Source organism: Pantoea sp. X-Soil-MYKO-1785 (assembly GCF_059730675.1).
Window position 1 is genome coordinate 1413732 of record NZ_AP036000.1, and the last position, 25577, is coordinate 1439308.

Annotated in this window: 19 protein-coding genes; 14 read left to right on the forward strand and 5 right to left on the reverse strand. The window is 56.0% G+C overall.

Features of this window, described 5'->3' with window-relative positions; genetic code table 11:
• Positions 1-65: 65 nt before the first annotated feature.
• The 7 genes from AC6I8D_RS06555 (at position 66) to AC6I8D_RS06585 (ending at position 8372) form a co-directional block, all read left to right on the forward strand.
• Positions 66-2321 (forward strand): DNA internalization-related competence protein ComEC/Rec2, encoded by a 2256-nt coding sequence (locus AC6I8D_RS06555; protein ID WP_497819814.1) that lies wholly within the window; start codon positions 66-68, stop codon positions 2319-2321.
• Between the two features lie 34 nt (positions 2322-2355).
• Positions 2356-4104 carry a lipid A ABC transporter ATP-binding protein/permease MsbA gene (gene msbA / locus AC6I8D_RS06560; protein ID WP_312052734.1) on the forward strand — a complete coding sequence of 583 codons (1749 nt, stop codon included), beginning with the start codon at positions 2356-2358 and terminating at the stop codon, positions 4102-4104.
• Positions 4101-5096, forward strand: coding sequence for a tetraacyldisaccharide 4'-kinase (gene lpxK, locus AC6I8D_RS06565; RefSeq protein WP_312052732.1), 996 nt, complete (start codon positions 4101-4103; stop codon positions 5094-5096). The genes msbA and lpxK overlap by 4 nt, the downstream gene beginning before the upstream one ends.
• Positions 5097-5120: 24 nt before the next feature.
• The gene (locus tag AC6I8D_RS06570; protein WP_497819815.1) at positions 5121-6353 is read left to right on the forward strand and encodes a winged helix-turn-helix domain-containing protein; all 1233 of its coding nucleotides are present in this window, start codon (positions 5121-5123) and stop codon (positions 6351-6353) included.
• An 86-nt stretch (positions 6354-6439) separates the two neighbouring features.
• The gene (locus tag AC6I8D_RS06575; protein WP_031376635.1) at positions 6440-6622 is read left to right on the forward strand and encodes a Trm112 family protein; all 183 of its coding nucleotides are present in this window, start codon (positions 6440-6442) and stop codon (positions 6620-6622) included.
• Entirely contained in the window at positions 6619-7368 is a 750-nt protein-coding gene (kdsB, locus tag AC6I8D_RS06580) for a 3-deoxy-manno-octulosonate cytidylyltransferase (RefSeq protein ID WP_312052728.1), read from the forward strand. Before AC6I8D_RS06575 ends, kdsB begins: the two co-directional genes overlap by 4 nt.
• Positions 7369-7478: 110 nt before the next feature.
• Positions 7479-8372, forward strand: a complete 894-nt coding sequence (locus AC6I8D_RS06585) for a protein kinase family protein (RefSeq protein WP_497819816.1) — start codon at positions 7479-7481, stop codon at positions 8370-8372.
• On the opposite strand, the gene elyC is transcribed toward AC6I8D_RS06585, so the two are convergent.
• Positions 8352-9137, reverse strand: coding sequence for an envelope biogenesis factor ElyC (gene elyC, locus AC6I8D_RS06590; RefSeq protein WP_312052997.1), 786 nt, complete (start codon positions 9135-9137; stop codon positions 8352-8354). The two genes, AC6I8D_RS06585 and elyC, sit on opposite strands and share 21 nt — an antisense overlap.
• A 125-nt stretch (positions 9138-9262) precedes the next feature.
• Between elyC and cmoM the strand changes: the two genes are divergently transcribed.
• From cmoM to AC6I8D_RS06625, 7 genes are all read left to right on the forward strand, one after another.
• Positions 9263-10048, forward strand: a complete 786-nt coding sequence (cmoM, locus tag AC6I8D_RS06595; protein ID WP_497819817.1) for a tRNA uridine 5-oxyacetic acid(34) methyltransferase CmoM — start codon at positions 9263-9265, stop codon at positions 10046-10048.
• Positions 10045-11367, forward strand: a complete 1323-nt coding sequence (mukF, locus tag AC6I8D_RS06600; RefSeq protein ID WP_046288417.1) for a chromosome partition protein MukF — start codon at positions 10045-10047, stop codon at positions 11365-11367. The genes cmoM and mukF overlap by 4 nt, the downstream gene beginning before the upstream one ends.
• Positions 11348-12073 (forward strand): chromosome partition protein MukE, encoded by a 726-nt coding sequence (gene mukE, locus AC6I8D_RS06605; RefSeq protein WP_312052719.1) that lies wholly within the window; start codon positions 11348-11350, stop codon positions 12071-12073. Before mukF ends, mukE begins: the two co-directional genes overlap by 20 nt.
• Entirely contained in the window at positions 12070-16557 is a 4488-nt protein-coding gene (mukB, locus tag AC6I8D_RS06610; RefSeq protein ID WP_497819818.1) for a chromosome partition protein MukB, read from the forward strand. Before mukE ends, mukB begins: the two co-directional genes overlap by 4 nt.
• A 150-nt stretch (positions 16558-16707) precedes the next feature.
• Complete coding sequence (gene ldtD / locus AC6I8D_RS06615) at positions 16708-18522, forward strand: L,D-transpeptidase (protein ID WP_312052716.1); 1815 nt, start codon at positions 16708-16710, stop codon at positions 18520-18522.
• Between the two features lie 185 nt (positions 18523-18707).
• Entirely contained in the window at positions 18708-19256 is a 549-nt protein-coding gene (mepK, locus tag AC6I8D_RS06620; RefSeq protein ID WP_312052714.1) for a peptidoglycan L,D-endopeptidase MepK, read from the forward strand.
• Between the two features lie 39 nt (positions 19257-19295).
• Complete coding sequence (locus AC6I8D_RS06625; protein WP_312052712.1) at positions 19296-19925, forward strand: MBL fold metallo-hydrolase; 630 nt, start codon at positions 19296-19298, stop codon at positions 19923-19925.
• Between the two features lie 34 nt (positions 19926-19959).
• Here AC6I8D_RS06625 and AC6I8D_RS06630 read toward each other — a convergent pair whose 3' ends face one another.
• The 4 genes from AC6I8D_RS06630 to pncB form a co-directional block, all read right to left on the reverse strand.
• Positions 19960-21150, reverse strand: a complete 1191-nt coding sequence (locus tag AC6I8D_RS06630) for an amino acid aminotransferase (protein ID WP_497819819.1) — start codon at positions 21148-21150, stop codon at positions 19960-19962.
• 237 nt (positions 21151-21387) lie between these two features.
• On the reverse strand, positions 21388-22491 hold the full coding sequence (gene ompF / locus AC6I8D_RS06635) for a porin OmpF (RefSeq protein WP_312052709.1): 1104 nt from the start codon (positions 22489-22491) through the stop codon (positions 21388-21390).
• Between the two features lie 301 nt (positions 22492-22792).
• Entirely contained in the window at positions 22793-24193 is a 1401-nt protein-coding gene (asnS, locus tag AC6I8D_RS06640) for an asparagine--tRNA ligase (protein WP_312052708.1), read from the reverse strand.
• Positions 24194-24350: 157 nt separating this feature from the next.
• Complete coding sequence (gene pncB, locus AC6I8D_RS06645; RefSeq protein ID WP_497819820.1) at positions 24351-25556, reverse strand: nicotinate phosphoribosyltransferase; 1206 nt, start codon at positions 25554-25556, stop codon at positions 24351-24353.
• Positions 25557-25577: the final 21 nt, after the last annotated feature.

Sequence of the window (25577 nt, forward strand, 5' to 3'; positions counted from 1 at the left end):
ATTACCTGCTTTAACCCTTACCTCCACCGTTCAGAATAGACATATTCATCAGGATGGATGTGATTATGCTGACATGGATGGTTTTAGCCCGGCTGGCAATTATTGCTACGTTGCCTTTACTGTTTATCGCCCGACTTCCTTCTGGCGGCGTCATTCTCGGTTTGCTAATAACCGGGATGGTGTTACTGCAAAGTCGTCCGCAGACCCTGCGGATAACCGGCATTGGCCTGTTGTTTCTGGCATGGGCAACCAACGATGCGCGATTAATGGTGAGAGATATTGAACACCATGCTGCGCGACCAGCCACTTACAGCATCCTTATTAGCGAACTGAGAAAGGAGAGGAAGCAAATCAGAGTTCGTCTGCTGAAAGAGGGCGAAAAGATGCTGTTTCCGCCACGTTTTGCCTGGCTTTACTTTGACGCCGATCCTGAACAGTACTGTCCGGGCCAACGCTGGACCATGACGCTGCGTTTACGCGCGATTCATGCCCGATTGAATGAGGGCGATTTTGATGCGCAGCGTTTTGCATTGGCCAACAATACGCCGCTACAGGGACGTATTATCAAGCAGCAGGCGGTAGAAAATAGCTGCGACTGGCGCTGGCGATTTATTTTATGGCATCGTGCCAGCCGGGGAGAAATGCCAATGCATTCCACTCTGGAGGCGCTGGCATTTGGTAATCGCGACGAAATGAGCCGCGAAACGCGGCAGTTATTACGTGACACCGGTACTGCTCACCTGATGGCGATATCAGGTATGCATATCGCACTGGCTGCCAGTACGGGCTGGTTATTCGCTCGCGGCCTACAGCTTCTGTTACCTGCCCGTTATATTGGCTACCTTTTTCCTCTCATTGTCAGCTGGCTGCTGGCTGCGGTTTATACCTGGCTTTCAGGCGCACAACCTCCTGCCGAGCGTTCTCTTCTGGCGCTGACATTATGGGTATTGACCCGAATTGCTGGCGTCCAACTGAACAGCTGGCAAGTCTGGACGCTGTGCGTTGCTTTGCTATTACTGTCAGATCCGTTAACCGTGTTATCTGACAGTTTCTGGCTCTCTGCGCTGGCGGTGGGAATGTTGATCATCTGGTACCAATGGTTTCCACTGGCAAGAAGGTTTCGTCATCAGCGGCGCTGGCTGCCCATACAGCTGCTGCATTTACAGGCAGGAATGATGATTCTGATGGTGCCGTTGCAGGTGACTATCTTTAACGGCATTAGCCTGACTGCACTGGTTGCTAACGTCGTGGCCGTCCCTGCCGTTTCCTTCATAACTATGCCGCTGGTGACCCTGGCGATGCTGCTGCCGTTCGCACAATTATCCGCTTTTTTCTGGAAGATGGCCGATTTCTCATTGCGTGCGCTGTTTTACAGCCTGGAGTTGCTACCACCAGGCTGGTGGCCGCTGAATGGCGTAACCTGCTTTACTGTGCTGGTATGGGGTGGGTTGATCGTATGGCGAACCCAGCTGTTCTTTGCGCTGCCAGTGAGCAGCAGCGCAATCGCGCTGGCGATGGTATTAAGTCGCCAGCCAGAGCAGGGGCAGGGATGGCGCATCGATATGCTGGACGTTGGTCACGGTTTAAGCATGGTGATCAGTCAGGGCGATGAGGCGGTACTGTACGATACCGGTCCGCGCTGGCAGACCGACAATGCTGGCAGTCGGGTGATTATTCCGTGGCTGGAGAGAAAACAGCTGCGGTTACAGCAGGTGATCCTCAGCCATAAACATCTTGACCATACTGGCGGCCTGGCGTCGATAACAGCGCGCTGGCCAACGGTGAAAGTGCGTAGCGCGTTAGCAAACAACGCCCATTTACCCTGCGTACGCGGTACGGAATGGCATTGGCAGCAACTCCATTTTGAGGTTCTCTGGCCGCTGTCGATACCGACGCCGGGTGACAATAACGATTCCTGCGTGATCATCGTTGATGATGGTCAGGTCAGAGTGATGTTAACCGGTGATATTGAAGCGCTGGCGGAACGTCAGTTGGTGGCGCTGGAAAAACAGCGTCTCAGAGTGGATATTCTGCAGGTACCGCATCATGGCAGCCGCACTTCCTCAACACGGCTGCTGTTGCGCAGTACGGCGGGTAAGACCGCGATAGCCTCGCTGGCACGCTACAATGCATGGCGGATGCCCGCTAAAAGCGTGCTGGAAAATTATCAGCGAAGCGGTTTTAACTGGTTCGACACCGGACAATCGGGTCAGATAAGCATCACTATTCGACAGGGTAAAATTGCGGTATCTGGTCTGCGCGATCAATTAATGCCCCGTTGGTATCATCAGTGGTTTGGCGTCAAACGCGAATCCAGGTAGAATGGCCGGCTATTTCCAACAGCGTGAATAAATAATGCATCTAGATAAAGATCTCTCTACGTGGCAGACATTCCGCCGACTCTGGCCGATGATCGCGCCTAACAAGGCGGGATTAATTGTGGCCTCCATTGCCCTGATTATTAACGCTGCGGGCGACGCCTTAATGCTCTCCCTGTTGAAACCGTTACTGGATGATGGGTTTGGTAAAGCCGATAAATCGGTGATGCTGTGGATGCCGTTAGTGGTAATTGGCCTGATGCTGATCCGCGGCGTGACCAGTTATATCTCCAGCTACTGCATCTCCTGGGTTTCTGGCAACGTGGTCATGAATATCCGCCGTCGGCTGTTCAGCCATATGATGGGCATGCCGGTTTCATTCTTTGACCAGCAGTCAACCGGTACCCTGTTATCACGTATCACCTACGATTCCGAACAGGTGGCTTCCTCCTCCTCCGGGGCGCTGGTCACGGTGGTACGTGAAGGTGCGTCAATTATTGGCCTGTTCATCATGATGTTCTACTACAGCTGGCAGCTGTCGTTGATTCTGATTGTTCTGGCACCGATCGTTTCTTTTGCTATCCGCACCGTCTCTAAGCGTTTCCGTAACATCAGTAAAACCATGCAAAATACCATGGGGCAGGTGACAACCAGCGCTGAACAGATGCTGAAGGGCCATAAAGAAGTGCTGATTTTCGGTGGTCAGGAGATTGAGTCTGAGCGCTTTGCCCGCGTCAGTAATCGCATGCGCCAGCAGGGAATGAAGCTGGTTTCAGCCTCATCAATCTCCGATCCGGTGATTCAGCTGATCGCTTCTCTGGCGCTGGCATTCGTGCTTTACGCCGCCAGCTTTCCCAGCGTTATGGATACCCTGACTGCCGGTACCATCACCGTGGTGTTCTCATCAATGATCGCCCTGATGCGTCCGTTGAAATCGCTGACTAACGTCAATGCCCAGTTCCAGCGCGGTATGGCCGCCTGTCAGACGCTGTTCTCTATTCTCGACAGCAAGCAGGAAGTGGATAACGGCACTCGTGAAGTCACCCGTGCGAAGGGCGATATCGAGTTCCGTAACGTCACCTTTACCTATCCGGGTCGTGATGTGCCGGCGCTGCGCAATATCAATCTCTCGCTGCCGGCAGGCAAAACGGTTGCTCTGGTGGGTCGCTCCGGTTCCGGTAAGTCGACCATGGCCAGCTTACTGACCCGTTTCTACGATATTCAACAGGGAGAAATCCTGCTGGACGGTTACGATCTGCGGGAGTACACCTTACGCTCGCTGCGTAATCAGGTGGCGCTGGTGTCGCAGAATGTTCATCTGTTCAATGACACCATTGCCAATAACATCGCCTATGCCCGCAGCGAACAGTATAGCCGCGCGGAGATCGAAAAGGCTGCGACCATGGCGCATGCGATGGATTTCATCAATAAAATGGATCAAGGGCTGGATACGGTGATCGGCGAAAACGGCGTGCTGCTGTCAGGCGGCCAGCGTCAGCGTATTGCAATTGCGCGCGCCCTGTTACGCGATTGTCCTATTTTAATCCTGGATGAAGCGACATCGGCTCTGGATACTGAATCTGAGCGGGCCATTCAGTCAGCGCTGGACGAACTGCAGAAGAACCGTACCTCGCTGGTGATTGCACATCGACTCTCTACCATCGAAAAAGCGGATGAAATCGTGGTAATCGAAGATGGTCAGATTGTTGAGCGCGGTACGCATCAGGTGCTGTTAGCCGAGCGCGGAGCCTATGCCCAGCTGCACAAGATGCAATTCGGCCAATGATTGAGCGTATCTGGAGTGGTCGTTCACCCCTATGGCTGCTGTTATGGCCACTGAGCCTGCTGTATGGGGCGATTACCACTCTGATTCGATTCAGTTATCAGCGCGGCTGGCGTAAAAGCTGGCGCGCACCGCTGCCGGTGGTAGTGGTGGGTAATCTGACGGCTGGCGGCAATGGCAAAACGCCGGTAGTCATCTGGCTGGTCGAGGCATTGCAACAGCGGGGTCTGCGTGCGGGCGTGGTGTCGCGTGGCTACGGCGGTAAAGCCGAGCAGTATCCGCTGCTGGTTACCGGACAGACCTCCACCGAACAGGCTGGAGATGAGCCGGTGCTGATCGCCCAGCGCACCGGCGCGCCGGTGGCCGTAGCGCCAAAGCGGCGGCTGGCGATTGAAGCGCTGCTGAAACAGGGGCCGTTAGATGTGATCATCACCGATGATGGCCTGCAGCACTATGCGCTCCAGCGCGACCGCGAAATTGTGGTGGTGGATGGGGTACGTCGTTTTGGCAATGGCTGGTGGTTACCGGCCGGGCCGATGCGCGAACGCGCCAGCCGCCTGGGTCAGGTGGATGCGATTGTGGTTAACGGTGGTGACGCGCAGTCTGGTGAGATCGCCATGCAGCTTCAGCCAGGGCTGGCGACGCATTTGCTGAGCGGCGAAACCCGGCCGGTTGATCAGCTTGATCCGGTTATCGCCATGGCCGGTATCGGGCATCCGCCGCGCTTCTTTACCACACTGAAACAGCTGGGCATCACCCCGGTGGCAGAAGTCGCCTTTGCCGATCATCACGCTTACAGTCAGGATGAGCTGACGCGTCTGACAACAGACGGACAGCCGCTGCTGATGACCGAAAAGGATGCGGTGAAATGCCGCCACTTTGCCCAGCCCAACTGGTGGTATCTGCCGGTTGATGCCCGTCTGCAGGGCACGGCAGTCACCCCATTGCTGAACGATATCGAACAGCTGTGCCGCAGCGGTCAGGCGCGCACCTAGTCACCAGACCGGATAAGGAAGAGAATGAACCCTCTGCATTCACTTTCATTACAGCAAACACGTCACCTTCATCTCGCCGCGCAGGGCCTGCTGCGTCCACCGCGTCAGCGCGCCCGCTATCAGGATCTGATTGACTGCATCTCCCGTATGTCGCTGCTGCAAATCGATACCATTAATGTGGTGGCCCGTAGCCCCTATCTGGTGCTGTTCAGTCGCCTCGGTGACTATCCTCAGGTGTGGCTGGAACAGGCGCTGGCGCAGGGCGAGGTATTTGAATACTGGGCACACGAAGCCTGTTTTATTCCGCGTGCCGACTACAGATTGCTGCGTCATCGTATGCTGGCGCCGGAACGGCTGGGCTGGAAATACAATGCGAAATGGGTCGCTGACCACCAGCAGGAAATCGCTGAGTTACTGCAGCAGATCCGCGAAAACGGCCCGGTACGCGCAGCGGACTTTGCGCATGCCGCGAATCATAAGCCGGGATGGTGGGCGTGGAAACCGCACAAGCGGCATCTGGAAAATCTGTTCAGCGCCGGGGAACTGATGGTGACTGAGCGCCGAAATTTTCAGCGGGTATACGATCTGCGCAGCCGGGTGATGCCTGACTGGCAGGACGATTTGCACAGCATCAGTGAAGCTGAAGCGACCCGCTTAATGTTACTTAACAGCGCCCGCAGCCTCGGCATTTTTCGCGGCAGCTGGCTGGCAGACTATTACCGCCTGAAACGGGTGCCGCTCAGTGCCTTCCTGGCGGAAGCGCAGGAAGCGGGCGATCTGATTGCGGTGATGACCGACGGGCTGGGCGAGATGTGGCTGCATCGCGATTTATTGCCGTTGCTTGAGAAGCCGTTGCAGGCGACGCACAGTGCGCTTTTGTCGCCGTTCGATCCGGTAGTCTGGGACCGCAAGCGTGCGCTGGAACTGTTCAACTTTGATTACCGTATCGAGTGTTATACGCCGGCGGCTAAGCGCAAATTTGGCTATTTTGTCCTGCCGATGCTGCACCGTGGTGAAATAAAAGGCCGGCTGGATGCCCGTATGTTGCGTCAGTCAAAGCAGCTGGAGATTAAAAATATCTGGCTTGAGCCGCAGACGCGGGTCACATTGCGATTTGTGCAGGATGTCCGGCGGGCGATAGAGCGCTTTGCGGCGTGGCAGGGGGCGGAAACCGTCTCTCTGCTGCAGATGCCTGCCTCGCTGCGCCAGCACTGGCCGGCACTGTGGTCGCTGAATTGCGAAGCGGGCTGTTCGTGATCTGCTGATACGTTTTACGCCCTCCCGCCCGGGCTGGGCTATGGTATGCTTTACCCCTTACGCATTCGGTCCCTGATGGAGGACATATGGATCATCGTTTACTCGAAATCGTTGCCTGCCCGGTGTGCAATGGCAAACTCTACTATAACAATGCGCAGCAGGAGCTGATTTGCAAACCGGACGGCCTGGCGTTTCCGGTGCGTGACGGCATTCCGGTGTTACTGGAAAATGAAGCCCGTACGCTCTCTGTGGAAGAGATTCATCCATGAGTTTCACCGCCATCATTCCTGCGCGTTATGCGTCAACCCGCTTACCGGGTAAGCCGCTGGTCGACATCCACGGCAAGCCAATGGTGGTACACGTGATGGAGCGCGCCCGCGAATCGGGTGCCAGTCGGGTGATCGTCGCCACCGATCATCCGGCGGTGGCGCAGGCGGTTGAAGCCGCAGGCGGTGAAGTCTGCATGACCCGTGCCGATCATCAGTCCGGCACCGAGCGTCTGGCGGAAGTGATCGAAAAATATCAGTTCGCTGATGATGAGATCATCGTCAATGTGCAGGGTGACGAGCCGATGATTCCGGCGGAGATCGTGCGTCAGGTAGCCACCAATCTGGCCGGATCTGCGGCGGGAATGGCGACGCTGGCGGTACCTATCACCGAGGCGGAGGAAGCGTTTAATCCCAATGCGGTTAAAGTGGTGATGGACGTTAACGGCTATGCGCTCTATTTTTCGCGCGCGACAATCCCGTGGGATCGTGAACGTTATGCCCGCTCACGCGAGCAGATTGGTGACACTCTGCTGCGACATATTGGCATCTACGCTTACCGGGCCGGCTTTATTCGCCGCTATGTCGCCTGGGCGCCATGCCCGCTGGAACAGATCGAACTGCTCGAACAGCTACGGGTATTGTGGTACGGCGAAAAGATTCATGTTGCCGTAGCGCAAACCATCCCCAGCGTTGGGGTGGATACGCCAGATGATCTGCAGCGCGTTCGCGCCGCGATGCAGGCCTGATCAAACGGGGAGATAATCCCCGTTACTGCGCAATTTTATTGATCCGCCACTAAACTTCTTATCTGTAGTCCCTTCAGGATAGTGTGAAATTCATCTGAGGAGGATGCCGCATGGAACAGCTCAAATCCGAACTGGCGCTGGTACTCGGTGAAACCATCAGTCGTCTCGAAGTGATCAGCGAACATCCACCCACCCGACTTTATGCACTTTACGATAGTGAAGGCCAGCCGATGCCGGTGATGGCGAAGTATTTCCGTCATCTGGGCCGTGCTGCACTGGAAGCAAAAAAACTGGCGCTGCTGGGGCATGCCGGATTGATTGCGGTGCCAGCGGTGTTTGGTCTGGTGATGAGCCAGCAACCGCCGGTGCATGAAATGCTGCTGCTGGCGCGGCTCAATGGCGTGACAGCTGAAGCGCCGGCGCGTGATGGCCAGCGCTGGCAACAGTTTTGCGAACAGGTAGTGGAAGGGCTGCTTGCCTGGCACCGGCTGGACAGCCACGGGCTGGTGGGCACGGTGGACAGTACCCAGGAGAACCACTGGCCCGCCTGGTATGCGCAACGGGTAGAGGTGCTCTGGTCGACCTTAAGTTACCTGCGACCGCCCGACTTTACGCTGGACGATCGTCAGATTCTGTTCCGCAGCCGGGCGCGGTTAGCGCATCTGTTTCGCGACTTTAACGATCCCTGCGTGCTGGTTCATGGCAATGTCAGGCTGCAAAGCATGCTGAAAAATCCCCGCAGCGATCAACTGCTGGCGATGACGCAGCCGGGCACGATTCTTTGGGCGCCGCGTGAATACGATCTGATCCAGCTGGACGAGTCGCCCGCTGAAACCGCACTGCTGCACGCCTATCTGCAGCGCGCGCCGGTTGACGAAGGCTTTGTCTGGCGGCGCTGGCTCTATCAGCTGTGGGATTGTATCGATCGGCTGGTGCAGACCGGCGAATTTGACCGGCCACGTTTCGATCGCGCCCGCGCGCAGCTACTCCCGTGGCTCGGTTGACCGCGCTTCCTCTCCCTTCAGCCGCTGCAGTACCGTTCCCAGCGTTTCATAAACAGCCCGCTCGCTGTGGCTCAGCCAGATTGAAGACGGAATGGCGCGCTCCCAGCCGTTGAGCGGCGAGGTGATCGCCAGCTGGTTGGCCGGCGCGGCAATCGGTTTTAGCCCCACCGCATGGAAAAAGCGCATCGCCCGCGGCAGGTGATTGGCCGAGCTGATCAGCAGGAAAGGGCGTTGACCCACTTCCCCCTTGACCGCCTGGGCTTCGTCAGCGGTGTCCCGCGGCTGATCGAGAAGCTGAATATGATCCGCTGGTACGCCCAGGCTTTCCGCCACCTGCGCCGCTACCCAGGCACTGCTGCGCGGATTAGTGCCGCCCGCGGCACCGGTAAAAATCAGCGTGGCATGCGGATAGCGACGCCACTGACGTACCCCTTCCGCCACGCGCGGCAGGCTATTGTTGAGCAGGTTCGAGCTGGGCGCCCAGTCAGGATTAAAGGTATATCCGCCGCCGAGCACCACGATGTAATCGACCGGCTGCGAGCCGTTCCAGGTCGGATAGCGGCTATCAAGCGGCAACAGCAGGCGGTCAGCCAGTGGCTGCAGGCTGAGCAGCAGCAAAAACAGCCAGCTTACGGAGAGTAAAATTTTGCCGCTTTTCTGCCAGTCGGTGAACCAAAGCAATAAAATACCGAGCGCCATCAGCAAAAGCAGAAACGGCAGGGGTAACAACAACCCACCGATCACTTTTTTCAGGGTAAAAAACATCAAAAAAGACTCCTGTTGTCCGAAAAAACAGCAGCCGGAAGGGAAGATGGGGATGAAAGGTTCATTCTTCTGGTGCCTGTGACAAAATAGCACAAGTCTCACCGCAGCATACCGGAGCGCATGCCATGCAGGATCGTAACTTTGACGATCTCGCGGATAAATTTTCGCAAAATATATACGGCACCACCAAAGGGCGAGTACGCCAGGCGATCCTGTGGGATGAGCTGGAAACCATTCTGCCCGGACTGTCACCGCATCCGCTGTCGGTTCTCGATGCGGGCGGCGGGGTTGGCCAGGTCTCCAGCGGGCTTGCCGCGCGCGGTCACCAGGTTCTGCTGTGCGATCTCTCCGGTGAGATGTTGCGCCGCGCCGAGGAAAATGCCGCGGCGCAGGGTGTGAGCCACAACATGCAATTCAAACAAATTAGCGCACAGCAGGTGGGCGAACATTTGGATAAGCCGGTGGATCTGGTATTGTTTCACGCTGTGCTTGAATGGGTCGCGGAACCGGAAAAAGTGCTGAAGGCGTTGTTTGATCTGTTGCGTCCAGGCGGCGTGATGTCGCTGATGTTTTATAACCTGCATGGCCTGACGCTACGCACCTTAACGCTCGGCAACTTCGGTTATCTGCGGACCAATCTGACCAAACGTAAAAAGCGTACGCTGTCACCTGACTATCCACGCGATCCCGATCAGGTTTACCGCTGGCTGGAAGCGTGCGGTTTCGTCATTGAGCAACGCGCCGGGATCCGGGTGTTCAGTGATTACATGAAACCGCCGAAAGATGAGCCTAAAAGCGACGAAGAAATTATTGAGATGGAGCGGCGTTACTGCCGTCAGGAACCCTTTTTGAGCTTAGGGCGCTATATCCATGTAACTGCGCGCAAACCCGGGCAGAAGGACGAATTATGAGTGAATTTTCCCAGACGGTACCTGAACTGGTATCCTGGGCGCGCAAGAATGACTTCTCTCTTGCGCTGCCAGTAGAACGTCTGGCCTTTTTGCTGGCTATCGCCACCCTCAACGGTGAGCGGATGGATGGCGAAATGAGTGAAGGCGATCTGATAGATGCTTTCCGTCACGTCAGTAAGGCTTTCGAACAAACCCATGAAACCGTGTTGGTTCGCGCCAACAACGCCATCAACGACATGGTGCGACAGCGCCTGCTTAACCGATTTACCAGCGAACTGACCGAAGGCAATGCCATCTATCGTCTTACTCCGCTGGCGATTGGCATTACCGATTACTACATCCGGCAGCGTGAGTTTTCGACCTTACGCCTGTCGATGCAGCTCTCCATCGTGGCCAATGAGCTTAAGCGGGCCGCCGATGCTGCGCAGGAAAACGGGGATGAATTTCACTGGCATCGCAACGTCTTCGCGCCGCTGAAATACTCGGTGGCTGAGATATTCGACAGCATCGACATGACCCAGCGTCTGATGGATGAACAGCAGCAGGCGGTGAAAAATGATATCGCCGAACTGCTGAATAAAGACTGGCGTGCGGCGATCTCCAGCTGTGAAATGCTGCTGTCGGAGACCTCCGGTACGCTGCGTGAACTGCAGGATACGCTGGAAGCGGCAGGCGACAAGCTGCAGGAGAACCTGCTGCGAATTCAGGATGCGACGCTGAACAGCCCGGATCTGGGCTTCGTCGATAAGCTGGTGTTTGATCTGCAAAGCAAACTTGACCGCATTACCAGCTGGGGCCAGCAGGCGATCGACCTGTGGATCGGCTACGACCGCCACGTACACAAATTTATTCGTACCGCCATCGATATGGACAAAAACCGCGTCTTTGCCCAGCGTCTGCGGGTTTCTGTGCAGAACTACTTCGATGCGCCCTGGGCGCTGACCTATGCCAACGCCGACCGCCTGTATGACATGCGCGATGAAGAGCTGACGCTGCGTAATGACGAAGTGATGGGCGAACTGCCGGCCGAGATGGAGTATGAAGAGTTCAACGAAATTCGCGAGCAGCTGGCAGCGATGATTGAAGAGGCGCTGCAGATCTACAAAACGCAACAGAAACCGCTCAACCTCGCGTCAGTGATGCGTGACTATCTGGCTCAGTACCCCCGCGCCCGTCATTTTGACCTGGCGCGGATTGTGGTCGACCAGGCGGTACGCCTTGGCGTAGCGGAAGCTGATTTAGCCGGCTTGCCTGTGGAATGGCAAGCCATCAATGATTACGGAGCCAAGGTGCAGGCACATGTCATCGACAAATATTGAACAAGTGATGCCGGTTAAGCTGGCACAGGCACTGGCAAATCCGATCTTTCCCGCGCTCGACAGCCAGTTGCGCGCCGGACGACATATCGGTATTGAAGAGCTGGACAATCACGCTTTTCTGATGGATTACCAGGCATTTCTCGAAGAGTTTTACAGCCGCTATAACGTTGAATTGATCCGTGCGCCGGAAGGTTTTTTTTATCTGCGTCCGCGTTCAACCACGCTGATCCCACGCTCGGTGCTGTCTGAGTTAGACATGATGGTCGGAAAAATTCTCTGCTATCTCTATCTCAGCCCGGAACGGCTGGCGAATGAAGGCATCTTCACCCAGCAGGAGCTGTATGACGAGCTGCTGTCGCTGGCCGATGAGAGCAAGCTGCTGAAGCTGGTTAACCAGCGTTCAACCGGTTCGGATCTCGATCGCACCAAACTGCAGGAAAAAGTTCGCGCGTCGCTGAGCCGTCTGCGCCGCCTCGGTATGGTGTGGTTTTTCGGTAACGACAGCAGCAAATTCCGTATCACCGAATCGGTGTTCCGCTTCGGCGCGGATGTGCGCAGCGGTGATGATGCCCGCGAAGCGCAACTGCGCCTGATCCGTGATGGCGAAGCGATGCTGCTGGAGAGCGCCACGGCTGCGGTTGACGCCGATGAAGGCGAGGAACAGGAAAGCGATGCGAGTGAGAACGCAGAGGAACAACAGGCATGATTGAGCGCGGAAAATTTCGTTCGCTTACGCTGATCAACTGGAACGGCTTCTTTGCCCGCACCTTTGATCTCGATGAATTAGTGACCACCCTGTCAGGCGGTAACGGTGCGGGGAAATCCACCACCATGGCCGCGTTTGTTACCGCGCTGATCCCCGATTTGACGCTGTTGCACTTCCGTAACACCACCGAAGCGGGGGCCACCTCAGGTTCACGCGATAAAGGCCTGCACGGTAAACTGCGCGCTGGCGTCTGCTATTCGATGCTCGACGTGGTTAACTCCCGCCATCAGCGGGTAGTGGTAGGCGTCCGTCTGCAGCAAATCGCGGGACGGGATAAAAAGGTCGACATCAAGCCGTTCAGTATCCACGGCCTGCCGACCGACACCAACCCGACGGATATGCTGACGGAGATCCTAAACAGCCGTCAGGCGCGCGTACTGCCGCTTAACGAAGTTAAAGAGCGCGTCGAGGCGCAGGAAGGCGTTCAGTTCCGCGCCTACAGCTCGATCACCGACTATCACGCCATGCTGTTTGACCTGGGTGTGGTGCCGCGTCGTCTGCGTTCCGCCAGCGATCGCAGCAAGTTTTATCGCCTGATTGAAGCCTCGCTTTACGGCGGTATCTCCAGCGCGATTACCCGCTCGCTGCGTGATTACCTGCTGCCGGAAAACAGCGGCGTACGTAAAGCCTTCCAGGATATGGAAGCGGCGCTGCGCGAGAACCGCATGACGCTGGAAGCGATTCGCGTTACGCAGTCGGACCGCGATCTGTTTAAGCATCTGATCTCCGAAGCGACCAGCTACGTTTCTGCCGACTATATGCGTCACGCCAACGAGCGCCGGGTGCACCTCGACAGCGCATTACAGCTACGTAATGAGCTGTTCAGCAGCCGCAGCCAGCTCGCCTCTGAACAGTATCGCCACGTTGAAATGGCACGCGAACTGGCCGAGCACAGCGGGGCAGAAAACGATCTCGAAGTGGATTATCAGGCGGCCAGCGATCATCTGAATCTGGTGCAGACCGCGATGCGCCAGCAGGAAAAAATTGAGCGCTACGATGCCGATATCGAAGACCTGACGCTGCGGCTGGAAGAGCAGAGCGAAGTGGTGGCGGAAGCCCGCGAGATTCAGGAAGAGAATGAAGCGCGTGCCGAAGCAGCCGAACTGGAAGTGGATGAGCTGAAAAGCCAGCTGGCCGACTTCCAGCAGGCGCTTGACGTTCAGCAAACCCGCGCTATTCAGTACCAGCAGGCACTGCAGGCGCTGGAACGCGCCCGTTCACTCTGTCAGCTGCCTGATTTAACCATCGACAACGCCGCAGAATGGCAGGCCAGCTTCCAGGCCAAAGAGGAGGAGGCGACTGAACGGTTACTCAACCTCGAGCAGAAACTGAGCGTGGCCGAAGCGGCGCACAGCCAGTTTGAACAGGCGCTGGCGCTGGTGACCAGCATCGCCGGTGACGTCACCCGGCAGGATGCGTGGCAAACCGGCCGGGCATTGCTGCGCGACGCCAGCAATCAGCGGCATCACGCCGAGCAGCTCTCTTCGCTGCGTCTGCGGCTCAACGAGCTGGAACAGCGCCTGCGCGAGCAGCATGAGGCCGAGCGCTTGCTGGCGGAGTTTAGCAAACGCCAGGGACAGCATTATGAAGCCGATGCGCTGGAAGGTTTGCAGCGCGAACTTGAAGCGCAGATTGAGCAGCTGAACAGCAGCGTCGCTGACGCAGGTGAGCAGCGCATGATGATGCGCCAGGAGCTGGAACAGCTGCGCGAACGGATCGCCACGCTGACTGCCCGGGCACCGCACTGGCTGGCGGCGCAGGAAATCCTGACGCAGCTTAGTGAGCAGACCGGCCAGGCGCTGACCAGCAGTCAGGACGTGACCGAATATATGCAGCAGCTGCTGGAGCGGGAACGTGAAACCACCGTTGAACGTGACGAAGTGGCGGCGCGTAAACGCGATATCGAGCAGCAGATTGAACGTCTCAGCCAGCCCGGCGGTGCCGAAGATGCGCGCCTCAACCAGCTGGCCGAACGCTTTGGCGGCGTCTTGCTGTCCGAAATTTATGATGATGTGACGCTGGATGATGCCCCTTACTTCTCGGCGTTGTACGGTCCGTCACGTCACGCGATTGTGGTGCCCGATCTGTCGCTGGTGCGTGAGCAGCTCGACGGTCTGGAAGAGTGTCCGGAAGATCTTTACCTGATCGAGGGTGATCCGCAGTCTTTCGATGACAGCGTCTTCAGCGTCGATGAGCTGCAGAATGCGGTGGTGGTGAAGGTTGCGGAGCGTCAGTGGCGCTATTCGCGCTTCCCGAAAATACCGCTGTTTGGCCGCGCCGCCCGTGAGAATCAGCTTGAACTGCTGCACAGCGAACGCGATCGGCTGGCCGAGCGCTATGCCACGCTGTCGTTCGACGTACAGAAAACCCAGCGCCTGCATCAGTCTTTCAGCCGGTTTATCGGCAGTCACCTTGCGGTGGCGTTTGATGCCGATCCGGAAGCCCAGATTCGTCAGTTGGGCGCGCGCCGCGGCGAGCTGGAGCGGGCGCTTAATCAGCACGAGAGCAATAATCAGCAGCAGCGTCAGCAATATGAACTGGCGAAAGAGGGCGTAGCGCAGCTCAACCGGCTGCTGCCGCGCGTCAATCTGCTGCTGGATGAGACGCTGGCCGATCGCTGTGAAGAGATCCGCGAGCAGGTTGAGGAAGCGCAGGAGGCAGCGCGCTTCCTGCATCAGCATGGCGCGAAACTGGCGAAACTCGAACCGATTATCGCCGTACTGCAGAGCGATCCGGAACAGCATGAACAGCTGCAGGCCGATTATCAGCAGGCGCAGCAACAGCAGCGCAACGCCCGCCAGCAGGCTTTTGCCCTGACGGAAGTGGTGCAGCGTCGTGCGCACTTTGGCTATGACGATTCGTCGAGCATGCTTAACGGCAACAACGATCTCAGCGATAAACTGCGTCAGCGGCTGGAGCAGGCGGAGGCGGAGCGGAGTCGCAGCCGTGAACGTCTGCGCGAGCATCAGGCGCAGCTGACACAATACGCCCAGGTGCTGGCCTCGCTGAAAAGTGCCTACGACGCCAAACGCGACATGCTGAAAGAGTTGCAGCAGGAGATGCAGGATATCGGCGTTCACGCTGATGCCAACGCCGAAGCACGGGCGCGGGTGCGTCGTGATGAACTCTATACGGCGCTGAGCCATAACCGTGCGCGGCGTAATCAGCTGGAGAAACAGCTGACCTTCTGTGAAGCGGAAATGGAAAACCTGCAGAAGCGACTGCGCCAGCTGGAACGTAACTATCATCAGGTTCGCGAACAGGTGGTCAGCGCCAAGGCGGGCTGGTGTACAGTGCTGCGGCTGGTGAAAGAGAATGGTGTCGAACGTCGCCTGCATCGTCGTGAACTGGCTTACCTGAGCGGCGACGAGCTGCGTTCTATGTCGGATAAGGCATTGGGTGCGCTGCGTCTGGCGGTAGCCGACAACGAACATCTGCGTGACGTGCTGCGTCTGTCGGAAGATCCGAAACGTCCGGAACGTAAGATTCAGTTCTTTATTGCAGTTTATCAGCATCTGCGCGAGCGTATTCGTCAGGATATTATTCGCACCGACGATCCGGTCGAAGCGATTGAACAGATGGAAATTGAGCTGAATCGCCTGACGGAAGAGCTGACCGCGCGTGAGCAGACGCTGGCTATCAGTTCGCGCAGTGCCGCTAACATTATCCGCAAAACCATTCAGCGTGAGCAGAACCGTATCCGCCAGCTGAACCAGGGCCTGCAAACCGTGAGCTTTGGTCAGGTGCGCAGCGTGCGGCTCAACGTCAACGTGCGGGAAACGCATGCGATGCTGCTGGATACGCTGTCGGAAGAGCATGAGCAGCATCAGGATCTGTTTAACAGTAATCGTCTGACCTTCTCAGAGGCGCTGGCGAAGCTTTATCAGCGCCTCAATCCGCACATCGATATGGGCCAGCGTACGCCGCAGACCATTGGTGAGGAGCTGCTGGACTACCGTAACTATCTTGAAATGGAAGTTGAGGTTAACCGTGGTTCTGACGGCTGGCTGCGCGCAGAAAGTGGCGCACTGTCAACCGGTGAAGCGATCGGAACCGGGATGTCAATTCTGGTAATGGTGGTACAGAGCTGGGAAGAGGAGTCGCGCCGCCTGCGCGGTAAAGACATTTCGCCATGCCGGTTGCTGTTCCTCGATGAAGCGGCCCGTCTCGATGCGCGCTCTATCGCCACGCTGTTTGAGCTGTGCGAGCGGCTGGAAATGCAGCTGGTGATCGCCGCGCCGGAAAACATCAGTCCGGAGAAGGGTACGACTTACAAGCTGGTGCGTAAGGTGTTTAACAACACCGAACACGTGCACGTGGTTGGACTGCGCGGTTTCGCTGCCGATCCTTCTCCGGCCCGACGTCAGGATGAGAGCGATTCGCTGCCCGATTTAGCCGGTGAAAAATCGCAGGCGGAAACGTAGTCAAAAACAGAACCATTGGTTAATCTGGTAACGGCATTTGTCGCGTGAGGCAAATGCCGTTTTTGTTTGTATACTCAACATTATGAGTAAGCAGCCCGGTCGCAGTAGTTTCAGGGAACGCTGCGCAGTTGAACAGATGAGGGGGCAGGGATGTTGCTGGCAAATAGGTTTAAACATCATCGCGTTGGTTCATTGTTAGCGCTGGCGCTAACCGTGGTTCCATTTACGCTGCCGCAGGCCGCTGTGATCGCCGCTATGCCGGGGATCACTCAGGGGGCGACGTCAGTTACCGAAAGTCAGCAACAGATACGGCAGGCCTTCTCCAGCGCCGATCAGCCATTTTACCTGCCTTCACTGGCCACGCTGTATGCGTCGCGTCACATGCAACCAATCTGGCAGGATCGCCAGGCGGTGCAAAAGTTTCAGCAGCAGCTGGCGGAAGCCGCGCTTTCTGGCGTGCAACCCCAGTTTACCCGTTGGATTGAACGTCTGACCGATCCGGCGATTTCTGGTTTTGCCCGTGATGTGACGCTTTCTGATGCGATGCTCGGCTACCTGCAGTTTGTCTCCAGCGTGCCCACTCAGGGTGAAACCTGGCTCTACAATAACGTGCCGTATAAGCTGGCCCAACCGTCGGTATCAGTGGTAAATCAGTGGCAGAACGCGGTGAATGCCGGTTCTGACAGCGTGTTTATCACCTCACTGGAACCGCAGCACCCGCAATATCGCCCGATGCATGCTGCGCTTAAAACATTGCTCAGCGACAAACGGCCGTGGCCACAGCTGAAAAATAGCGAAACCCTGCGTCCGGGACAGGTGAGTGATGATGTGCCGGCGTTACGTGAAATTCTGCAGCGCAGCGGGATGCTGACCGCCCAGACCACCGCACCTGCACCGGATGAGGACGCAGTTCCGGTTTCAACCGTGCCGGTCAGCCACAGCGACCAGCCGGTAGTGGTCAGTCCGTCGGCTACGCCGGTCACCGATCTGCCGGTCTCATCGCCACAGTCACCGGGCAACGTGCAAAGCCTGACGCCGGATACGAATAACAGCGCGAATGTCTACGACACGACGCTGGTGGCGGCGGTGAAACGTTTTCAACAGTGGCAGGGACTGGATAGCGATGGAGCAATCGGTGCCAGAACGCGTCAGTGGCTTAACGTGTCACCGCAGATGCGCGCCTCCCTGCTGGCGCTGAATATCCAGCGACTGCGTTTGCTGCCGGATGATATGCACAACGGCATTATGGTGAACATCGCCAACTACTCACTGATTTACTACAACAATGGCAACAAGATTTTGTCATCACGGGTGATCGTCGGTCGTCCCGATCGTAAAACGCCGCTGATGCGCAGTGCGCTGAACAACGTGGTACTGAATCCACCGTGGAACGTGCCGACCACGCTGGTGCGCAAAGATATCATTCCGAAGGTGAAGCAGGACCCTGGCTACCTGTATAAACATGGCTATACGCTGCTGTCAGGCTGGAGTGAAGATGCCGAGGTGATTGACCCCAGCATGATCGACTGGAGCATGGTATCAGCCTCCTCGTTCCCGTATCGTCTGCGGCAGGCTCCAGGTCAGATGAACGCGCTGGGACGTTACAAATTCAACATGCCGAGTTCGGATGCTATCTATCTGCATGACACGCCGAATCATAATCTGTTCCAGCGCGACATCCGTGCGCTGAGCTCAGGCTGCGTGCGGGTAAACAAGGCTTCTGAACTGGCCGGACTGTTGCTGCAGGATGCGGGATGGAATGATTCCCGCATCTCCAGCACGTTGAAGCAGGGCGATACCCGCTACGTGCCGATTCGCCATCGTATTCCGGTCAACCTCTATTATCTGACCGCCTGGGTCGCTGATGACGGCAAACCGCAGTTCCGAACAGATATTTACAATTATGATGACACGGCACGTTCAGGCAGCCAGGCGCTATTACGGGCTGAACAATTGCTGCTCTAGTGATTGATTTTCAATCGTTAGGCCTCTTCCTCCGCGAATGTACTTCTTCATTAAAAGGCGATCCCACCCGGGATCGCCGCACAAAGCTGCCCACGATGGGTTGACGCCTCTGTGAGAGAAAGTTATGGTTCGGCCTGTGCGCTTTTTGCACATTTCTATGGCTTCACTCTCAGGTAATACGGTTAATGTCTACTATTGATTCTTTTCGTCGCAAGCTACTGCTTTGCGGAAGTGCTGCCGCCGGACTGGCATTATTGCCGGCTTCTGCAAGGGCTTCACTTTCAACTTCTCGCCCGCGGGTATTAACGCTTAATAATCTTCATACGGGTGAAACCCTTAAAACTGAATTTTTTAATGGTAAGAGTTACGACAGGGATGAGTTGTCACGATTAAATCACTTTTTCCGTGACTATCGCGCCAATAAAGTGAAAAGCATCGACCCCCATCTGTTCGACCAGATTTTCCGTCTGCAGGCGCTGCTGGAAACCCGTAAGCCGGTACAGCTGGTTTCCGGTTATCGCTCCCTGGCCACCAATAATATGTTGCGTGAGAGCGGCCCAGGCGTGGCGAAACACAGCTACCACACCAAAGGACAGGCGATGGATTTCCACATTGAAGGCGTTAGCTTAGCCAATGTACGCAAAGCGGCGTTATCTCTGCGCGCGGGTGGTGTAGGATATTATCCTCGCAGCAACTTTGTGCACATTGATACCGGGCCGATCAGGCACTGGTAACGACGCCGGCAACGCTGCGTGAGCCGGTCATGGAGCGTTATGAATTACCATATTATTCCTGTTACAGCCTTTGCTCAGAACTGCTCGGTTATCTGGTGCGATACCACCGGGGAGTCGGCGCTGGTCGATCCGGGCGGTGATGCCGAACGTATCAAACAAACGCTGGAACAACACAAACTGAAACCCGCGCAGATTCTGCTCACCCATGGTCATCTCGATCATGTCGGGGCGGCGGTCGAACTCGCGGCATTTTATCAGGTGCCCGTCGTTGGACCGCAGAAACGCGATGCGTTCTGGCTGGAAGCGTTACCGACGCAGAGCCGCATGTTCGGGCTGGACGAGTGTGCGCCTTTCACGCCGGATCGCTGGCTGGAAGAGGGTGACAGCGTGCAGGTCGGACTGGTGACGCTGGAGGTATTACACTGTCCGGGCCATTCGCCAGGTCACGTGGTGTTCTTTGATCGTCAGGGACGCCTACTGATCTCAGGCGATGTGATTTTCAACGGCGGTGTCGGCCGCACTGATTTCCCGCAGGGCGATCATCAGCAGCTGATCGACGCCATCCGGACAAAATTACTGCCGCTGGGCGATGATGTGACTTTCCTGCCGGGGCACGGGCCGATTTCAACACTGGGCCGTGAACGGATCAGTAATCCTTTTCTGCAATAAAAAATGGGCCGGCTGGCCCATTTTTTCATCACGATTACAGCACCGCGACAATCGCCTCACACAGCGCCGACATATTGTCTGGCGTCATGCCCGCCACGTTTACCCGTCCTGAGTTAACCGCATAGACCGCAAACTCTTCACGCAGGCGAATCACCTGATCTTTGGTCAGGCCGCTAAACGAGAACATCCCGTTCTGCCGGATGATGAAGCTGAAGTCACGCTGCGCACCTTTCTCTGCCAGGGTATTCACGAACAACTGACGCATACGCTGGATACGCTGGCGCATGTCTGACAGCTCCTGCTCCCAGATGGTACGCAGGGCATCGTTGCCGAGGATGGTGGCAACCACGGCCGCACCGTGAGCCGGCGGATTGGAATAGTTGGCGCGGATAGTGTATTTCACCTGGCTGAAGGCGGTATCGGCCACGTTGGCATCAGCGGCCACCAGCGTAATGGCCCCGACGCGCTCGTTATACAAACCAAAGTTCTTTGAATAGGAGCTGGCGACAATCAGTTCCTGATGCGACGCGGCAAAAATACGCAGTCCTTCCGCATCTTCTTCCAGGCCACGGGCGAAGCCCTGATAGGCAAAGTCGAATAACGGTAACCAGCCGCCAGCCTGCGACAGCTGTGCCAGTTGCTGCCACTGTTCAGCCGTGGGATCGATGCCGGTTGGGTTATGGCAGCAGCCGTGGAATAGCACCACGTCGCCCGCCTGCACCTGTTTCAGCGACGCCAGCAGGCCATCAAAATCCAGCGAGTGATTTTCCGCATCGTAATACTGGTATTCACATACCTCAAGACCGGCAGCATTGAACACATTTTTATGGTTCGGCCAGCTGGGATTGCTGACCCAAACCCGTTTAACGCTGGTCTGGGTGGCAAGGAAATCCGCCGCCACGCGCAGCGCACCGGTTCCGCCTGGGGTTTGTGCTGTACGCGCACGACCGGCGGTAATCAGCGCGCTCTGGTTGCCAAACAGCAGCGCCTGGGTACAGCGGGCGAAATCAGCCAGACCATCAATGCTGAGATAGTTTTTAGTGGTTTCGTTTTCCAGCAGGTACTGTTCGGCTTTCTTAACGCTGGTCAGCACCGGGGTCTTGCCGGTTTCGTCTTTATAGACGCCGATACCGAGGTTAATTTTGTTAGGGCGGTCATCAGCGCGAAACAGATCGGCCAGCCCAAGAATGGGATCGGCGGGTGCAGCAGAGATCGATTCAAACATGAGTCAGGTCCAGTAGCGGGAACGTTAGCAAAATGAGCTCTCAGGTTAGCGTCAGGCCAGGCAAAAGCCAACCGTTTGCGAGACTTATTGATACATTTTGCGCGCCTGCTTCCGCTCTGCCCGCCGTCAGTGGAGCATGAATGAGGAAAGGAGCAGGAGAAATGCGCTATTGCCGGCTAACAGACATAAAAAAACGGGGCCGATGGCCCCGTCTTTAAACATCTTCTGACAGCGAGATTAGAACTGGTAAACCAGGCCAACCGCTACAGTATCATCAGTGTTCAGACCCAGACGGTTGTTGTCATCCAGCTGGTTGATCTGATAGTCCACATAGGTAGACATGTTTTTGTTGAAGTAGTAGGTTGCGCCGATATCAATGTATTTGATCAGGTCAGCATCGCCCACGCCTTCGATATCTTTGCCTTTAGACTGAACGTAGGCGATAGATGGACGCAGACCGAAGTCGAACTGATACTGTGCAACCAGTTCAATGTTCTGTGCTTTGTTGGCGAAAGCGGTGGTATCGGTGCCCGGACCAGTTGTCAGCGTGAACGGCGTTGAGTTACGGGTTTCACCGTAGTAAGCCGCCAGGTAGACATTGTTTGCATCATACTTCAGACCGGTTGCCCAGTTTTCAGCGCGTTTACCCTGACCTACAACAGTACCGTTAGCTGCAACGCCAGCGGCCTGTGCATCGGTACGGTCGCTGCTGCTATAGGCACCCACAACACCTACACCGATTGGTGAGACGTAAGAAGTTGACAGACCCCAGCCGTCGCCGTTCGAACGACGAATTTCATCACGCTCGTTTTTGCCCTGATACTGAACGGCGAAATCCCAGCCATCTACCAGGCCAAAGAAGTTAGTGTTGCGGTAAGTCAGCAGGCCGGTGCTACGACCGTTCATGAAGTTATCTGAGTATCCTGAGTCGCCACCGAACTCTGGCAGCATATCGGTCCAGCCGATTGCATCGTAAACCACACCGTAGTTACGGCCGTAGTCGATTGAGCCAGCATCACCGAATTTCAGACCGGCAAAGCCCAGACGGGTTCTGTTACCGTCTTGCGCATCATCGCCTTCAGAGTTGTTAGCCTGAACGTTGTATTCCCACTGGCCGTAACCGGTCAGCTGGTCGTTAATCTGAGTTTCACCCTTGAAGCCGAAGCGAACGTAAGTATTGTCGCCATCGTTGCCGTCGTTATCAGAGAAGTAGTGCAGGCCAACGGCTTTACCGTACAGGTCCAGTTTGTTGCCGTCTTTATTATAAATTTCGGCTGCGTTTGCTGCGCCTGCGGCTAACAGAGCAGGGATAACCACTGCAAGAATATTGCGCTTCATCATTATTCATTACCCTCGTTGGAGTTATTTGTACACCTGCCACTGCCGTCAAGAAACCTTTACGGGAACCTTGAAAGAAGTTTGGTGTCTTCCTGTGTCTGCACGCATCTTTCCATCCCCCCAGCCTTAATTCTACCTCGAAAATGCTACGAAACTCGTAATCTGGTTTCAAAAGGAAAATATGTATTACAAAATGTAAAAAACACGGAACTTTGTGAGAGAACTCAAAATTTACAAAAATAAAAAAAGGCCGGCAGTGCCGACCTCTTTATATATATGAATTTCTTATAATTAATGCAGAAAGTTAGAAGCTCGCATTACGTGGAGTACGTGGGAAGGGGATAACGTCCCTTACATTTTGTACACCGGTGACATAAGCGATCAAACGTTCGAAACCTAATCCAAAGCCAGAATGTGGCACGGTACCGTAGCGACGCAGGTCACGATACCACCAGTAATCTTCTTTATTCAGACCCATTTCTTCGAGACGTGCGTCGAGAACATCCAGACGCTCTTCACGCTGCGAACCACCGATAATTTCACCGATGCCCGGTGCCAGTACGTCCATCGCCGCTACGGTTTTACCGTCGTCGTTCAGACGCATATAAAACGCTTTAATGTCTTTCGGGTAGTTTTTCACCACCACAGGCGCTTTAAAATGCTTCTCGGCCAGGTAACGTTCATGCTCAGAGGAGAGATCGATACCCCACGACACCGGATTCTCAAAGCTCTGACCGCAGTTGATCAGAATCTCAACCGCGTCGGTGTAGTCGACCTGGGCGAAGTCGGTAGTGATGAAACGCTGCAGGCGCTCAACCGCTTCTTTGTCAACGCGCTCAGCAAAGAACGCCATGTCATCAGCACGCTCTTCCAGCACCGCATTGAACACATACTTCAGCATCGCTTCCGCCAGCGCAGCTGCATCATCCAGCGACGCAAAGGCAATTTCCGGCTCCAGCATCCAGAACTCCGCCAGATGGCGGCTGGTGTTAGAGTTTTCTGCGCGGAAGGTCGGGCCAAAGGTATAAATCTTTGACAGGGCGCTGGCATAGGTTTCGCCGTTCAGCTGACCAGAAACGGTCAGGAACGCTTCCTTGCCAAAGAAATCTTCGCTGAAATCGACTTTGCCCTGATCGTTGCGCGGCAGGTTCTCAAGGTCCAGCGTTGAGACGCGGAACATCTCACCGGCGCCTTCAGTATCCGAGGCGGTAATCAGCGGAGTGGAGACCCAGAAATAACCATTTTCATGGAAAAAGCGATGCAGCGCCTGCGCCAGAGTATGACGAACGCGGGCGACGGCACCGATCAGGTTGGTGCGTGGACGCAGGTGAGCCACTTCACGCAGATACTCAATGCTGTGACGTTTCGCCGCCATCGGGTAGCTGTCAGGATCTTCCACCCAGCCAACAACCTCAAGACGGGTTGCCTGAATCTCAAAAGCCTGGCCCTGACCGGGCGAGGCCACCACGGTGCCGGTGACAATCACGGAACAGCCGGTGGTCAGACGCAATACTTCATCCTGATAATTATTCAGAGAATTATTGACGACTGCCTGAACGGGATTAAAGCAGGAGCCGTCATATACGGCGATGAAGGAAAGACCGGCTTTTGAATCTCTTCGGGTACGCACCCAACCACGTACGGTGACTTCACTGTCAACCGCGACGCGACCGTGCAGTACGTCCGCTACAGGCACAACGCTCATAAATATCTCTCTATATAGAAGAAGTGAGTAAAAAGGTCCCCGAACCGGGGGTTTTGCTATGTTACTTGCGAGTCTTCAGGAAACAAGCAAAATCCGGCGGAATGGATGATTTATTACAGCAGAAGCGGGGCGCATCAACGCCCCGATAAGAAGTGGCTTAGCTCGCTTTTTTCACCAGCGGCAGGTCAAAGGCTTTGCGCAGGGCCCGGACGAAGGCTTTATCCTGGCAGATGGTTTTACCCGGACTGTCGGACAGTTTCGCCACCGGTTTGCCGTTGCACTGCACCAGCTTGATCACAATATTCAGTGGCGTAATGCCCGGAATATCGCAGGTCAGGCGGGTACCGATGCCGAAAATGACGTTGGCACGCTGACCAAAGTGGCGATAAAGCGCCAGCGCTTTGTCGAGGTTGAGATTGTCGGAAAAAACCAGCGTTTTGCTTTGCGGATCGATTCCCAGCTTCTGATAGTGGGCAAGGGCTTTCTCGCCCCATTCGACCGGATCGCCAGAGTCGTGACGCAGCCCCTGATAGCGTCGGGCAAATACCGGACCGAAATCACGCAGGAAAGCATCCATGGCGATACAGTCGGTCAGGGCGATACCGAGCTGATCATCATATTCGTCCAGCCACGCCTGCAGCGCGGCGCGCTGACTGTTGGCCAGCACCGGGCTGATCTGCTGGAACGCCTGGAACCACTCGTGCGCCTGCGTACCGACCGGCGTCAGCGTCAGGCGACGCGCCAGATCGTAGTTGCTGGTGCCGATCAGCCACGGGAAGTCCTGTTTCAGCGTTGCCACAATCGCCTGCTGGACATCCTGTGAATAGCGACGGCGGGTACCGAAATCCATCAGGTGGAAGCGTGACATATCCAGATCGGTCACCTGATGAGTAAAGTCGGCAAGCTTATCCTGCAGATGGTCGACCGCCTGTTGCGTGGTGATCTCAGGGGTGCGATGACGATGCACCACTTCACTGATCAGCGCCAGCAGCGGCACTTCCCACAAAATCACTTCACGCCACGGTCCCTGAATACGCAGTTCCAGTTTGCCGTGGTGATTACGTACCTCAACCTGATCGGGGTTGTAGCGAAAATCGCGCAGCCAGTTCAGGTAATCCTGCTGAAAGAAGGGCAGACGGGATAACCAGTGATATTCGTCATCGGTCAGCGCCAGCGTTTGCATTGCGCGAATCGCATCACGAATCTCATCAGCGTAGAGGCCCAGCAGTTCGTCGCCGCGGCAGCGAAACTCCGCCGCCACCGTGACATCATGATAGCGGTGGAAGACGGCTTGCTGCATGTGGAGCTTATAGGCGTCCGTATCGAGCAGCGAGGTCAGTATCGGGGAAGCATGTCCTGTCATGGCGCGTTTCAGCATCCTGTT

Coding starts and splice junctions, on each gene's coding strand:
- mukB (WP_497819818.1), top strand. CDS start 12,070: ATGATTGAGCGCGGAAAATTTCGTTCGCTTACGCTGATCAACTGGAAC.
- ldtD (WP_312052716.1), top strand. CDS start 16,708: ATGTTGCTGGCAAATAGGTTTAAACATCATCGCGTTGGTTCATTGTTA.
- mukE (WP_312052719.1), top strand. CDS start 11,348: ATGTCATCGACAAATATTGAACAAGTGATGCCGGTTAAGCTGGCACAG.
- AC6I8D_RS06585 (WP_497819816.1), top strand. CDS start 7,479: ATGGAACAGCTCAAATCCGAACTGGCGCTGGTACTCGGTGAAACCATC.
- msbA (WP_312052734.1), top strand. CDS start 2,356: ATGCATCTAGATAAAGATCTCTCTACGTGGCAGACATTCCGCCGACTC.
- elyC (WP_312052997.1), bottom strand. CDS start 9,137: ATGTTTTTTACCCTGAAAAAAGTGATCGGTGGGTTGTTGTTACCCCTG.
- AC6I8D_RS06625 (WP_312052712.1), top strand. CDS start 19,296: ATGAATTACCATATTATTCCTGTTACAGCCTTTGCTCAGAACTGCTCG.
- cmoM (WP_497819817.1), top strand. CDS start 9,263: ATGCAGGATCGTAACTTTGACGATCTCGCGGATAAATTTTCGCAAAAT.
- lpxK (WP_312052732.1), top strand. CDS start 4,101: ATGATTGAGCGTATCTGGAGTGGTCGTTCACCCCTATGGCTGCTGTTA.
- mepK (WP_312052714.1), top strand. CDS start 18,708: ATGTCTACTATTGATTCTTTTCGTCGCAAGCTACTGCTTTGCGGAAGT.
- AC6I8D_RS06575 (WP_031376635.1), top strand. CDS start 6,440: ATGGATCATCGTTTACTCGAAATCGTTGCCTGCCCGGTGTGCAATGGC.
- pncB (WP_497819820.1), bottom strand. CDS start 25,556: ATGACAGGACATGCTTCCCCGATACTGACCTCGCTGCTCGATACGGAC.
- AC6I8D_RS06570 (WP_497819815.1), top strand. CDS start 5,121: ATGAACCCTCTGCATTCACTTTCATTACAGCAAACACGTCACCTTCAT.
- kdsB (WP_312052728.1), top strand. CDS start 6,619: ATGAGTTTCACCGCCATCATTCCTGCGCGTTATGCGTCAACCCGCTTA.
- asnS (WP_312052708.1), bottom strand. CDS start 24,193: ATGAGCGTTGTGCCTGTAGCGGACGTACTGCACGGTCGCGTCGCGGTT.
- ompF (WP_312052709.1), bottom strand. CDS start 22,491: ATGATGAAGCGCAATATTCTTGCAGTGGTTATCCCTGCTCTGTTAGCC.
- AC6I8D_RS06630 (WP_497819819.1), bottom strand. CDS start 21,150: ATGTTTGAATCGATCTCTGCTGCACCCGCCGATCCCATTCTTGGGCTG.
- mukF (WP_046288417.1), top strand. CDS start 10,045: ATGAGTGAATTTTCCCAGACGGTACCTGAACTGGTATCCTGGGCGCGC.
- AC6I8D_RS06555 (WP_497819814.1), top strand. CDS start 66: ATGCTGACATGGATGGTTTTAGCCCGGCTGGCAATTATTGCTACGTTG.